Below are 12,731 nucleotides of genomic sequence, written 5' to 3'. Positions count from 1 at the left end.
CGGCGGCCCGGCGGCCCGCTGGAAGCCGGCGCGGCGCGGAAACCCCGCGCTGCAGGTGCCCGGCGGATTATGCCACCGACCCCCACCATGGGGCGAGACTTCCGCGCCAAGCCCCGCTAGGCTGGCAACTCGTGTCTGGAAACCGCGCCATTCCGGCGGGCTGCAAGGGTGCGGTGGTATTCAGCCTCGGCGCGGGCGCAGGGTCCATGTTGCCGCCTACGGCGGAGCCGGCTGGATCAGGCGAAGGCCATTCAGGGGATAATGAATTGCCGATCGCTCGCCGGATCGGGGAGTCCTGACGTTTCAGGTGCGATCTTGGGACCGGAAGTATTTCGGGACAAGGCTGCGCGGCCCAGTATCCCGAGGCCTGCCAGCCACAGGCAAGCATTTCTGAAAGCACGCCCCTCGCGACCAGCGTGATTTGCCTCAAGCCCGTGCCACCCGCGGGGCATCACCTGCTTCCCGTAAAGCGACAGGATTGCGCCCCGTTCGCTGTAAGGATCGATCCTCTGGATCTTCGTTTCCGGCTGGATCACCGTCTTCTCGATCAGTCCGCGCAGGATGGTCACCGCATCAGCCGCGTATCGTCGCGATCAGCGCGGCCACGTCCTGCGCGCAGATCGGGGCGATGCCGGGTGGATCACCGCAGGCGAGCGCCGGGGGGCATGGTCTTGATGAGCAGCTCGTCGCGCATCCGCCCGTTGAAGCCTTCCACGAAACCGTTCCGCATCGGCTTGCTCGTTGCGAGAGAATGCCATTCCTCGCTGCCCGAGGCAGCACCGCTGAATGGCATTCGAAGTCGGTCCCGCACCGTGGTTACATGCCGATGGGATCGGAAGGGCCTGGCATCGCCGGCGACGACCACGCCTGACCGTTGACATCCCCGTCCCACATTCGCATGCTGGCCACTCCACCAGGGGTGTCCCGACAAGGGGCTGAGATACTGCTGAGCCATAAGGCAGCGCAGTGACCCTATGAACCTGATCCAGTTCATGCTGGCGTAGGGACGGTGCGGATGCCTTGCCGGTCGCGTGCGGCCAAGGGGGCATTCTTTTCCTTCCCGTCAGTGCTGGGTCTCCAATGCTGCGACGCGAGGAGCCTCGACATGACATCCAAAGAAACCCCGACGGTCACCACCGGACCGCTGCCCGCCTCGACCAAGGTGTTCAGGCCCGGCCTGCTGCATCCCGACATCCGCGTGCCGATGCGCGAGATCGCCTTGCATCCAAGCGCGGGCGAGCCGCCGGTGACGGTCTATGATTCCTCGGGGCCCTATACCGATCCCGGTGCCGAGATCGCCATCGAACGCGGCCTGCCGCGCCTGCGCGAGGGCTGGATCATGGCGCGCGGCGACGTGGAATCCCATGAGGGGCGGCATGTGAAGCCCGAGGACAACGGTTTCGTCTCGGGCGACCGGCTGACGCCCGAGTTTCCCATCCGCCACCGGCCCTTGCGGGCGCGGAACGGCAAAGCCGTCACCCAGCTTGCCTATGCCCGCGCGGGCATCGTCACGCCCGAGATGGAGTTCATCGCCATCCGCGAGAACCTTGGCCGCAAGGCCGCAAAAGAGGTGTTGGCCCGCGACGGGCAGGATTTCGGCGCGGCGATCCCCGATTTCGTGACGCCCGAATTCGTGCGCGACGAGGTGGCGCGCGGGCGGGCGGTCATCCCGGCCAACATCAACCACCCCGAGGCCGAGCCGATGATCATCGGCCGCAATTTCCTGGTCAAGATCAATGCCAATATCGGCAACTCGGCGGTGACTTCCTCGATGGCCGAGGAGGTCGAGAAGATGGTCTGGGCGACCCGCTGGGGCGCGGATACGGTGATGGACCTGTCCACGGGCCGCAACATCCACAACATCCGCGAATGGATCATCCGCAACGCGCCCGTGCCAATCGGCACCGTGCCGCTGTATCAGGCGCTGGAAAAGGTCGGCGGCATTGCCGAAGACCTGACATGGGAAGTCTTCCGCGACACGCTGATCGAACAGGCCGAGCAGGGCGTGGACTATTTCACCATCCATGCCGGGGTGCGGCTGCACATGATCCCGCTGACGGTGGACCGCGTCACCGGCATCGTGTCGCGCGGCGGCTCGATCATGGCGAAATGGTGCCTGCATCACCACCGCGAAAGCTTCCTCTACGAGCGTTTCGAGGAGATCTGCGACATCATGCGCGCCTATGACGTCAGCTTCAGCCTGGGCGACGGGCTGCGCCCTGGCTCCATCGCCGATGCCAACGACGCGGCGCAATTCGCCGAGCTGGAGACGCTGGGCGAGCTGACGCAGATCGCCTGGGCCAGAGATTGCCAGGTGATCATCGAAGGCCCCGGCCACGTGCCGATGCACAAGATCAAGCAGAACATGGACAAGCAGCTGGCCGTCTGCGGCGAGGCGCCGTTCTATACCCTCGGCCCGCTGACGACCGACATCGCGCCGGGCTACGACCATATCACCAGCGGCATCGGCGCGGCGATGATCGGCTGGTTCGGCACGGCGATGCTGTGCTATGTCACGCCCAAGGAACATCTGGGCCTGCCCGACCGCGACGACGTGAAGACCGGCGTCATCACCTACAAGATCGCCGCCCATGCCGCCGACCTGGCCAAGGGGCATCCGGCGGCGAAGATCCGCGACGACGCCCTGTCCCGCGCCCGGTTCGAGTTCCGCTGGGAAGATCAGTTCAACCTGTCGCTGGACCCGGAAACGGCGCGGGCCTTCCATGACGAGACCCTGCCCAAGGAGGCCCACAAGGTCGCGCATTTCTGCTCGATGTGCGGGCCGAAGTTCTGCTCGATGCGGATTTCCCACGACATCCGCGCTGAGGCGCAGAAAGAGGGCCTGGCCGCCATGGCGCAGAAATACCGCGAGGGCGGCGATCTTTACATGCCTGTGCGCGAGGCGACGTAAGCGGTAGGGGCGGTTTCGCGCCTGCACGAGATCGCATCGCTCCTCCGCCATCTCGCGGGGGAGTGCTGCGATCTCTGGCCGTCCTGCATCTGCCGAAGCTGGATCAGGCGGCCGCAGCTGTCATCCCAGACGGCCAGGCGAACCCTGCCCGCATCCCGCGGGTCCAGGGTGAACCGGATGCCGGACGGGCGCAGCCGCTCGAATGCGCCGGCTGGCTGGAGCTGTTCCATTCCCTCGCCACCCTGCTCGGTGCCGCAAGGGCCGATGTTCTTGGCGGTGATGCGCGGTGCATATCCCAGCGCCTTGAGCCTTGAGCCTTGAGCCGGGCCGCTGCTGCGGCGGCCGGCATGGCTCATCCAGCCGCATCGCGACGAAGCCGGGGGTTTTCCTGCAGAATTCCAGCACCGGCCGAAAGGTGAAGCCCGGCGGCGGTTTCCAAGCCCGCAGGACCACGGTCGCCCCGAAACTGCGGTGCGGGGAACCTTGGAATCGAAATCCCGCGGTAATTGCCGGGGCGTCTTCTGGCCGGAGGAGGCATCAATCCGCAAATATCCGGCCCCGGTTCAGGATGCCGCGGGGGTCCAGTGCGCCTTTCAGCGCCTGCATGGCCGCGATCTCGGCCGGGCTGCGCGCAAGCGGCAGCCAGGGCTTCTTGTCGATGCCGATGCCATGTTCGGCGGAAATCGACCCGCCATATGCAGCGACCAGGCGCATCAGGCAATCCACCGCCCGGTCCTTGCATCCGGTCTGAAAGACGTAATGCAGATTGCCGTCCGCAAGATGGCCGAAGATCAGGAACCGCGCCGCGGGGTCGATCTGCGCCAGCACGCGCCGGCTTTCATTCAGGAATTCGGCAATGCGCGGCACCGGCACGCTGATATCGCCGTTCGCGATATTGTCCTGTCCGCGCAGGTAATCCGCGCAGGCGTCGCGCAATTCCCACAGGGTCAGGAATTCGCGCTGCGACTGGGCGATGACGGCGTCCAGCGCGACCCCATCCTCAAGCGCCGCGGCCAGGCAATCCATGAAGGCAGCCGGGGCGGCCTCGCCCGCGGTTTCGGACTGGATCTCGGCCAGCACATAGATCGGGGCGGGGGTCGCCAGCGGCGGGGCCATGCCCAGGTGGCCGGCGACGCCGCGATAGATCGTATCCAGCATGATCTCGTAGGCCGAGAGCATGCCGCCCACGCTTTTGCGCAGGCGCCACAGCAGGTCCAGCGCCGCCTCGACCGAGGGAAGGGCCAGCAGGGCGTTCGTCTCGACCGCCGGGCGGGGATGGAGCCGCAGCAAGGCGCGCGTCACCACGGCGAGCGTGCCCTCGCTGCCGATGAAAAGCTGGTTCAGGTCGTAGCCGCTGTTGTCCTTGTCCAGCCCGCGCATGCAGGCGAGGACGGAGCCATCGGCCAGCACCGCCTCCAACCCCGCCACCTGCGCACGGAACATGCCATAGCGCAGCACGCGGATGCCGCCGGCATTGGTGGCGATATTGCCGCCGATGGTCGCGGTGCCGCGCGCGCCGATATCGACGCCGAAGATCAGCCCGGCCTGGTCCGCGGCCTCCTGCACACGCTGGAGCGGCACGCCGGCGTCGGCCAGGATGGTCCGACTGTCAGGATCGGGCGCGGCCAGTTCGGTCAGCCGTTCCGTGGACAGCACCGCCTCGCCCGGCCGCACGCGATGGGCGCCCGACAGGCCGGTGCGCCCGCCCTGCACGACCAGCGGTTGGCCGAAGGCATTGCAGGCCGCAAGCGCCGCCGCGACCTCGGCGGTGCTGCCAGGGCGCATCACGAAACGCGGCGGGGCAGAGAAGCGGTCGCGCCGATCCTCCTGGTAACGCGGGGCGACGGCATCGCCGGTCAGCAGCGCCGCCGGCGGCAGAACCCGGCCGAGCCGGTCGAGCAACGCCAAAACGTCCGGGTCTTGCGGCTTTGCCATGCGATCCTCCCTTGTTGCCGGGAAGGGTGCCGGCATTTTTATATTTGTCAAACCTTTTATGTTTTATGTGGCCCTGCTAGCCTGCCCCAAACGGCGGAGAATCGGATGGCGCTGCAATATGACGAGATCGTGCGGGGAGGGCTGGCCCGGCAAGTGGCTGATCTGATCCGCGATGCGATCATGCAGGGGCGGCTGGCGACGGATGAGCGCCTGCCGACCGAAGAGGAGCTGGCGCGCCGCTTTGGCATCTCGCGTCCGACGGTGCGCGAGGCGCTGAAGGTTCTGGCGGCGCAGAACCTGATCCGCTCGCGTCGCGGGCCGACGGGGGGCACCTTCGTCAACGCGCCCGACGACGATGCGGCGGCACGCAGCATCACCGACACCGCGACGCTGCTGGTCGGCATGGGCCGTTTCGACATCGACGAGATCGTGACGGCGCGGATGCAGACCGAGGCCCTGTGCTGCCGCCTGGCCGCGCAGAACCGCGGCGACGACGACCTTGCGGCAATGGCCGCCGAAATCGCCTTGCAGCAGGACGAGGCATTGCCGGACGAGGATTTCTGCGCCTCGGACGTCCGCTTTCATCGCGCCGTGGTGCAGGCCACGGGCAACGGCCCCTTGCAGCTGATGATGCACGCGATGATCGAAAGCTTCATCCCGATCACCAACATGCTGATCTATCGCGATCACGAGCGTCGCCGCACCGTCGCCGCGCATGAGCGCATCCACATGGCCATTGCCGCCCGCGATGCCGAGACGGCCGCGCAACTGATGCGGGGCCATGTCGAGGGGATGCGCGCCGTGCTGGACCAGGCGCTGGCCCGCCGCAATGCCGACAAGCCCCGAGGAGGAACCCCATGACCGAAACATTCCGCGCCCTGCTGATCGAGGATCGGGACGGCAAGCCCGTGGCGGGCTTCCGCGACCTGACCCGCGACGCGTTGCCCGACCACGAGGTGCTGGTCGAGGTCGCCTATTCGACCCTGAACTACAAGGACGGGTTGGCGATCACCGGCAAGGGCCGCATCGCCCGCCGCCTGCCGATGGTGGCGGGGATCGACATTGCCGGCACGGTGGTCGAAAGCCGCTCGGACCGCTGGCAGCCAGGCGACAAGGTGATCGTGAACGGCTGGGGCCTGTCGGAAACCGAATGGGGCGGCTACAGCCGGTTCCAGCGCCTCAAGCCCGAATGGCTGACCCGCCTGCCCGAAGGGTTTTCGCTGCAGGATGCCATGGCCATCGGCACCGCCGGCTATACCGCCGCGCTTTGCGTCGATGCGCTGGAGGATTGGGGCGCGATCCGGCCCGGCGGCGCCGAGGTGCTGGTGACGGGCGCTGCCGGCGGGGTCGGCTCGACCGCGATCAGCCTGCTGTCGGCCAAGGGCTATGCCGTCACCGCCGCCACCGGCCGTCCCGAGACGCATGACTATCTGGCCGGGCTGGGCGCCACGGGCTTCGTGGATCGCGCCACCTTGGCCGAAAAGGGCGGCCCGCTGCAAAAGGAACGCTGGGCGGGGGCGGTGGACAGCGTGGGGTCCACCACGCTGGCCAATGTGCTGGCGCAGACCAATTACGGCGGCGCGGTCGCGGCCTGCGGGCTGGCAGGCGGCTTCGACCTGCCGGCGACGGTCATGCCGCATATCCTGCGCGCGGTCGCGCTCTTGGGCATCGACAGCGTGATGGCGCCGCAGGCGAAACGCGACCGGGCCTGGGCGACGCTGGCGGCGCATCTGGACAAGGCGCATCTGGCCAGCATCGCGCGGGTCGAACCCATGTCGAAGCTGCCCGAACTGGCCGCCGACATCGTCGCCGGCCGCATCCGGGGCCGCGTGGTCATCGACGTGGCCGGCTAGGGCCGGCGCGGGGCCGGGGGGCGGCAGAGCCCGCTCCCCGCCCGTCAGGCCATGGCCTGCGCCAGTTCGGCCGCGCGCGCACGCAGGGCGAATTTCTGGATCTTTCCGGTCGAGGTCTTGGGCAGGGGTTCGAACACCACCCGCGACGGGCATTTGTAGCCCGCAAGCCCCGCCCGGCAATGGGCGATCATCGTGGCCTCGGTTTCCGTGCTGCCGTCGCGCAACTCGACGAAGGCGCAGGGGGTTTCGCCCCATTTCTTGCTGGGCATGGCGACCACGGCGCAAAGCGCGACGGCGGGATGGCGATAAAGCTGTTCCTCGATCTCGATCGAGGAGATGTTCTCGCCGCCCGAGATGATGATGTCCTTCGAGCGGTCCTTGAGCTGGACATAGCCGTCGGGATGCATCACGGCCAGGTCGCCGGAATGGAACCAGCCGCCGGCAAAGGCCGCCGCGGTCGCATCCGGGTTCTTCAGATAGCCCTTCATCACCACATTGCCGCGAAACATCACCTCGCCCAGCGTCCGGCCGTCGGCCGGCACGGGCCGCATGGTGTCCGGGTCCATCACCGCCAGCTCGTCCAGCGACAGATAGCGCACGCCCTGCCGGGCCTTGCGCGCCGCCTGCTCCGAAGCCGGCAGCCCGTCCCAGCCGGGATTCCATTCGTTCACCACGGCCGGGCCATAGGTCTCGGTCAGGCCGTAAAGATGGGTAACGCCGAATCCGGCCTTCGCCATGGCTTGCAGCACCGTCTCGGGCGGCGGTGCGGCGGCGGTGTTGAACATCACCTGCTGCGGAAAGCTGCGCTTCTGGTCGGCCGGAGCGTTCAGCAGGGTGGACATGACGATGGGCGCCCCGCACAGATGCGTGACGCCGTGATCGGCGATGGCATCGAATATCGCGCCCGCCCGCACCCAGCGCAGGCAGACCTGCGTGCCCGCCTGCACCGGCACCGTCCAGGGAAAGCACCAGCCATTGCAGTGAAACATCGGCAGGGTCCACAAATAGACCGGATGCCGGCCCATCCCGGCATGGATGACGTTGTTCAACGCCATCAGCGCCGCCCCGCGATGGTGACAGACGACGCCCTTGGGATTGCCGGTCGTTCCCGAGGTATAGTTCAATGAGATCGCGTCCCATTCGTCGCCGGGCAGGGTGCCGGGGTGATCCGGGTCTCCATCGGCCAGGAACTGGTCATAGTCGAGGCTGCCGATGCGCGCGCCCTTGGGATGGGGGGCATCCTCGGGATATTCGGCGTCGTCGAAGTCGATCACCAGCGGCCGGACCTGGGCCCGCGCCAGCGCCTCTGCCGCCAGCGCCGAAAACTCGCGGTCGACGATGAGCACGCGCGATTCCGCGTGGTCCAGCTGGAAGGCGACGGTCGCGGGATCGGAGCGGGTGTTGATCGAATGCAGCACCGCGCCCCCGGCCATCGGCACGCCGAAATGGGCGTGGATCATCGGCAGCGTGTTCGACAGCAGGACCGAGACGGTATCCCCGCGCCCGATGCCCCGTCTTGCCAGGGCCGAGGCGAGCCGGCAGCAATCGGTCCACAGCCGGCCATAGCCGTGGCGCTGGCGGCCGTGGATCACCGCCGGATGATCGGGAAAGGCCTGCGCCGCCCGCCGGAGGTAAGAGATGGGCGTCATCGGCTGGTGGTTGGCCGCCGTTCGGTCCAGCCCCTCGTCGTATTTGGTCATGCTTCTCCCCCCAATTTGTTGCCTCGCCCGGTGGTCTAGCCCTTGGCGTGCCGTTCGGCCACCGGCTGGCCGGCCCTGCGCCATTCCCCGAAGCCGCCGCGCAGGGACCGCGTGTCCAGCCCCATCTCCTGCGCCACCCGTGCCGCCAGCAGCGAGCGCCAGCCCGAGGCGCAGTAGAACACATAGGTCCCGCCCTCGGCAAAGCGGGGCTTGTGATAGGGGCTTTCGGGGTCGATCCAGAACTCCAGCATCCCGCGCGGGGCGTGGAAGGCGCCGGGGATCATCCCTTCGCGCTCAAGCTCGCGCGGGTCGCGGATATCGACCAGGACCACCTGCGGATCGTCCCGCATCCGGGCCGCCTCGTCGACCGTGACCGATTGCACCACGGAATCGGCCTCGGCCAGCATCTGCTTGTAGCCGACAGCCATGATCAGCGGCCCATCGCGTAGAATTCGTCGTTGGGCCGCATGCTGGACACGTTGGCCAGCCGGTTCGACATGCCGAAGAAGGCGGCGATGGCGGCGATGTCCCAGATGTCGTCCTCGTCGAAGCCATGGCCGCGCAGGGTGGCGAAGTCATCGTCCCCGACCTCTTGCGCGCGGGCCGAGACCTTCATGGCGAAATCCAGCATCGCCTTTTGCCGCGGCGTGATGTCGGCCTTGCGATAGTTGATCGCCACCTGGTCGGCGACCAGCGGGTTCTTGGCGCGGATGCGCAGGATCGCGCCATGGGCGATGACGCAATACTGGCACTGGTTCACGGTCGAGGTGGCGACGACGATCATCTCGCGCTCGGCCTTGGTCAGGTTGCCGGGGCGGTCCATCAGCGCGTCGTGATAGGCGAAGAAGGCGCGGAATTCGTCCGGCCGGTGCGCCAGCGTCAGGAACACGTTGGGGATGAAGCCGGATTTCTCCTGCACCGCCTCGATGCGGGTGCGGATGTCCTCGGGCATGTCGGCAAGGCGGGGAACGGCAAAGCGGCTGACGGGGGCGTCGGCGGTTTCGGTCATGGGGTCTCCTCCGGGTCGGGCAGGATGTCTGCCAGTTGCGATTGATAGGTCCGCATCGGGTCGCGGTTGTCGCCGGCATGGGGGGCGACGCGGATCAGGCAGGTATGGGCGGAACAGCCCTGCCCAAAGGCCGAGGTGCCGATGTCGAGCGTCAGGACATTGGGATTGCCCGAGATTTCCGAGCCGTCCCCGACGGGCGTGAACCAGGCCCCGGTCGGCAGCACCGCGACGCCGGGCGCGGTGTCGCTGCTCAGGCAAGCCGTGGCAAGGCAGGCGCCGCGCGCGTTCCACAGCCGCACCGTCGCCCCGTCGTTGATGCCGCGCGCCTGCGCATCGGCGGGGTTCAGCCGCAATTGCTCGCGCCCGTGGCGCTTGCCGGCCATGCTGGCGGCGCCGGTTTCCAGCTGGCTGTGCAGCCGCCCCTGCGGCTGGTGCGAGATCAGGTGCAGCTCGTCCCCCCTGGCCTTGCCCAGCCATTCGGCGGGCGGCAGCCAGGCCGGATGCGCCGGGCAGTCGTCATGACCCAGCCGCGCCAGCGTCTTGCTGCCCAGCACGATCCGCCCGCTTTCCGTGTCCAGCGCATGGCCCGCGGGGTCGTGGCGAAAGCCGGCCAGATAGACATGGTCGCGCTGCACCGGCACCGGGGCATGGCCGCGTTCCCAGAAGGTCTCGAAATCCGGCATCGGGAAGCCATGCGCGCGCAGGGCATGGGTGCGGCTTTCGTCGTAGAGATGCCGGATCCAGCCCATCTCGTCCCGGCCCTCGTTGAAGGCGGGGCCGACGCCCAGGCGCTGGGCCAATGCGTCGAAGATGTCGAAATCCGAGCGCGCCTGGCCCAGCGGCGCGATGGCCTGCCGCATGGCCAGGATCAGGTCGCAGCGCTTGTTGCCGGCCAGGTCGTTGCGCTCGATCGAGGTCGAGGCCGGCAGCACGATATCCGCCCGCCGCGCGGTCGCGGTCCACATCGGATCCTGCACGACGATCGTCTCTGGCCGGGTCCACGCCTGAGACAGCCGGTTCAGATCCTGGTGGTGGTGGAAGGGATTGCCGCCCGCCCAATAGACCAGCCGCGTGTCGGGATAGTGCCGCGTCTCGCCCTGATAGGTAAAGGGCGCGCCGGGGTTCAGCAGCATGTCGCTGATCCGCGCCACCGGGATGAAGCTGTCGATGGGCTTGACCCCCTGCGACATGCCCGGCGACTTGCCGACGGAAAAGGGCGCGCCCACGCCGCCGAGCGAGCCGTAGCCGTATCCGACCCCGCCGCCGGGCAGGCCGATCTGGCCCGCCACGGCCGCAAGCCCCAGCGCGGCCCAGAAGGGCTGCTCGCCATGATGGGCGCGCTGCAGGGCCCAGCTGACGGTCAGCATGCTGCGGCTGTCCACCAACCGCAGCGCCAGGGCCCGGATCGCGTCGGCGGGCAGGCCGGTGATGGCCGCGGCCCAGGCGGCGTCCTTGCGCTGCCCGTCCGGTTCGCCGCGCAGATAGGCCAGGAATTCGTCCGAGCCGCTGGTGCAGCGGGCAAGGAAACCGGCATCCTGCCGCCCCGCCGCCACGATTTCGCCCGCCAGGCCCAGCATCAGCGCCGCGTCGGTATTGGGCCGGATCGGCCACCATTCCGCGCCCACCCAATCCGGCAGGTCGTCGCGCAGCGGCGAGACATGGATCACCCCCACCCCGCGTTCCGCGATCCGGCGCAGATAGCCTTCCAGGTAATGCGCGCCGATGCCGCCGGCCTCGCTTTGCGCGGTGCGGGGCGACATGGCGCCAAAGACCACCAGCGTTTCCGTATTCTCGGCGATGTCGTCCAGCGTATTGGCCTGCCCGCCGCAGGCGCGGTCGTCGCCCAGCACATGGCGCAGGATCACCGGCCCGGCGGCGATGGAATAGGTATCGACATGGCCGGTATAGCCGCCGGCCAGGTTCAGCATCCGCTTCAGCAGCGAAGAGGCATGGTGGAACCGCCCGCAAGAGGTCCAGCCGTAGCTGCCGGCAAAGATCGCGGCATTGCCGTGGGTCTTGGCCACGCGCGCGATCTCGCCGGCGACAAGGTCCAGCGCCTCGTCCCAGGGGAGGGCCAGGAAACGCTCGCGGCCCCGGCCATGGCGGTCGCTGCCTTCGCGCTTGGCCAGCCAGCCTTCGCGCACCATGGGGCGCAGCACGCGGCGGTCGGGCTTCGCCCATTCGGCGACGGAATGGATGATGGCCGAGGGCGCGGGGTCCATGGCCAGCGGTTCCACGCCTGCGATCCGGCCGTCCTCGACCAGGATGGTGTAGGCGCCCCAATGGCTGCAATGCGGGATGCGGCGGATCATGGCTGGCCCCTTTCAGACCACGGCTTCGATCAGGAACGGCCCCTTGCGCGACATGGCGGAACGCAGCAGGTCGAAGAAGGCTTCGGCGGTATCGGCCCTGGCGGCCTCGACCCCCATGCCGCCGGCGATGCGCACCCAGTCCAGCGCCGGATCGTCCAGGTCCAGCATCCGCCGGGCGTTCTCGCCGGGGGTGCCGGCGCCGACGTTCTGCAATTCGCCATGCAGGATCTTGTAGAGGCGGTTGGCAAAGACGATGGTCACGACGTCCAGCCGCTCTCGCGCCTGCGTCCACAGGCCCTGCACGGTATACATGCCGCTGCCGTCGGCTTGCAGCCCGATCACCTTGCGGTCGGGGCAGGCCACCGCGGCGCCGGTGGCCATGGGGATGCCCTCGCCGATGGAGCCGCCGGTCAGTTGCAGGAAGTCATGCGGCGCGGCACCGTGGGTCGAGCGGAAGAAGTCCCGCCCCGAGGTCACGGATTCGTCGCAGACGATGGCGTTTTCCGGCATCAGATGCGCCAGCGCGACGGCGATGGCGTCCGGGGTCAGCGCGCCGCCGGGCATGTCCGGCGCGCCGCGTTCCGCCAGTCGCGGGGCGGACGCCATGCCGGTTTCCCCGGCCAGAGCGGCGATGGCGGCGGGCAGGTCGTCGTCCGCGCCCGCCATGGCGATCACCCGGCAGCCTTCGGGCAGCATCGAGCCGGGCTTGCCGGGATAGGCAAAGAAGCCGACCGGGGCATTGGCGCCGATCAGCACCAGCTGCTCGGTTTCGGCGAAAGTCGCCAGCGCCTGGTCGATGACATAGGGAACGCGGTCCAGCGCCACCCGGCCCGCGCCGCGCTGCATCCGGGCATTGGCCTGCTGCGCCATGAGGCGCGCGCCGGTCTTTTGCGCGATGCGGTCCAGCATCTCGGCCTGCGGGGCGCGCAGGGCGCGGCCGGTGACAAGGATGGTGGTGCGCTTGCCGTTCCGCAGCGCCTCGGCCCCGGTGCCGGTGGCGGTGGTCCCCGC

General features: G+C 68.4%; 10 protein-coding genes, 1 pseudogene and 1 riboswitch. Of the genes and pseudogenes, 3 read left to right on the top strand and 8 right to left on the bottom strand.

What is annotated here, in order from left to right:
- Window positions 1–251: 251 nt before the first annotated feature.
- Both IT40_RS29025 and IT40_RS29020 read right to left on the bottom strand, forming a co-directional pair.
- Window positions 252–569, bottom strand: a complete 318-nt coding sequence (locus tag IT40_RS29025; RefSeq protein ID WP_147307335.1) for a hypothetical protein — start codon at window positions 567–569, stop codon at window positions 252–254.
- A 95-nt stretch (window positions 570–664) separates the two neighbouring features.
- A pseudogene (locus IT40_RS29020) lies at window positions 665–760 on the bottom strand (integrase core domain-containing protein); the annotation flags it as partial.
- A 145-nt stretch (window positions 761–905) separates the two neighbouring features.
- Window positions 906–1,025: riboswitch (TPP riboswitch) on the top strand.
- A gap of 80 nt (window positions 1,026–1,105) precedes the next feature.
- Between IT40_RS29020 and thiC the strand changes: the two are divergent.
- The gene (gene thiC / locus IT40_RS25020) at window positions 1,106–2,911 is read left to right on the top strand and encodes a phosphomethylpyrimidine synthase ThiC (protein ID WP_036760838.1); all 1,806 of its coding nucleotides are present in this window, start codon (window positions 1,106–1,108) and stop codon (window positions 2,909–2,911) included.
- A gap of 537 nt (window positions 2,912–3,448) precedes the next feature.
- Here thiC and IT40_RS25010 read toward each other — a convergent pair.
- On the bottom strand, window positions 3,449–4,846 hold the full coding sequence (locus tag IT40_RS25010) for an FAD-binding oxidoreductase (RefSeq protein ID WP_036760832.1): 1,398 nt from the start codon (window positions 4,844–4,846) through the stop codon (window positions 3,449–3,451).
- Window positions 4,847–4,951: 105 nt separating this feature from the next.
- Between IT40_RS25010 and IT40_RS25005 the strand changes: the two genes are divergently transcribed.
- The gene (locus IT40_RS25005; RefSeq protein ID WP_036760830.1) at window positions 4,952–5,707 is read left to right on the top strand and encodes a FadR/GntR family transcriptional regulator; all 756 of its coding nucleotides are present in this window, start codon (window positions 4,952–4,954) and stop codon (window positions 5,705–5,707) included.
- Window positions 5,704–6,699, top strand: coding sequence for an MDR family oxidoreductase (locus IT40_RS25000; RefSeq protein ID WP_036760828.1), 996 nt, complete (start codon window positions 5,704–5,706; stop codon window positions 6,697–6,699). Before IT40_RS25005 ends, IT40_RS25000 begins: the two co-directional genes overlap by 4 nt.
- Before the next feature lie 44 nt (window positions 6,700–6,743).
- On the opposite strand, the gene IT40_RS24995 is transcribed toward IT40_RS25000, so the two are convergent.
- The 5 genes from IT40_RS24995 to IT40_RS24975 all read right to left on the bottom strand — a co-directional run.
- Window positions 6,744–8,399, bottom strand: a complete 1,656-nt coding sequence (locus tag IT40_RS24995; RefSeq protein WP_036760826.1) for an acyl-CoA synthetase — start codon at window positions 8,397–8,399, stop codon at window positions 6,744–6,746.
- Between the two features lie 35 nt (window positions 8,400–8,434).
- A complete protein-coding gene (locus IT40_RS24990; protein WP_036760825.1) occupies window positions 8,435–8,827 on the bottom strand; it encodes a rhodanese-like domain-containing protein in 393 nt (130 codons plus the stop codon).
- Window positions 8,828–8,829: 2 nt separating this feature from the next.
- Window positions 8,830–9,408, bottom strand: a complete 579-nt coding sequence (locus IT40_RS24985) for a peroxidase-related enzyme (protein ID WP_036760824.1) — start codon at window positions 9,406–9,408, stop codon at window positions 8,830–8,832.
- Entirely contained in the window at window positions 9,405–11,720 is a 2,316-nt protein-coding gene (locus IT40_RS24980) for a molybdopterin-dependent oxidoreductase (protein ID WP_036760822.1), read from the bottom strand. Before IT40_RS24980 ends, IT40_RS24985 begins: the two co-directional genes overlap by 4 nt.
- 12 nt (window positions 11,721–11,732) lie before the next feature.
- On the bottom strand, window positions 11,733–12,731 hold a 999-nt coding region (locus tag IT40_RS24975; RefSeq protein WP_036760819.1), incomplete at its 5' end, for an acetolactate synthase large subunit.

Source organism: Paracoccus versutus (assembly GCF_000763885.1).
Lineage (GTDB): Bacteria > Pseudomonadota > Alphaproteobacteria > Rhodobacterales > Rhodobacteraceae > Paracoccus > Paracoccus versutus.
Note: the sequence above shows the minus strand (reverse complement) of the source record. Positions and strands in the feature narration are given on the sequence as shown.

Excerpts from the sequence above, each read along its gene's own strand:
- IT40_RS24985 (WP_036760824.1), bottom strand. The coding sequence starts at position 9,408 with ATGACCGAAACCGCCGACGCCCCCGTCAGCCGCTTTGCCGTTCCCCGC.
- IT40_RS24990 (WP_036760825.1), bottom strand. The coding sequence starts at position 8,827 with ATGGCTGTCGGCTACAAGCAGATGCTGGCCGAGGCCGATTCCGTGGTG.
- thiC (WP_036760838.1), top strand. The coding sequence starts at position 1,106 with ATGACATCCAAAGAAACCCCGACGGTCACCACCGGACCGCTGCCCGCC.
- IT40_RS24995 (WP_036760826.1), bottom strand. The coding sequence starts at position 8,399 with ATGACCAAATACGACGAGGGGCTGGACCGAACGGCGGCCAACCACCAG.
- IT40_RS24980 (WP_036760822.1), bottom strand. The coding sequence starts at position 11,720 with ATGATCCGCCGCATCCCGCATTGCAGCCATTGGGGCGCCTACACCATC.
- IT40_RS25000 (WP_036760828.1), top strand. The coding sequence starts at position 5,704 with ATGACCGAAACATTCCGCGCCCTGCTGATCGAGGATCGGGACGGCAAG.
- IT40_RS25005 (WP_036760830.1), top strand. The coding sequence starts at position 4,952 with ATGGCGCTGCAATATGACGAGATCGTGCGGGGAGGGCTGGCCCGGCAA.
- IT40_RS25010 (WP_036760832.1), bottom strand. The coding sequence starts at position 4,846 with ATGGCAAAGCCGCAAGACCCGGACGTTTTGGCGTTGCTCGACCGGCTC.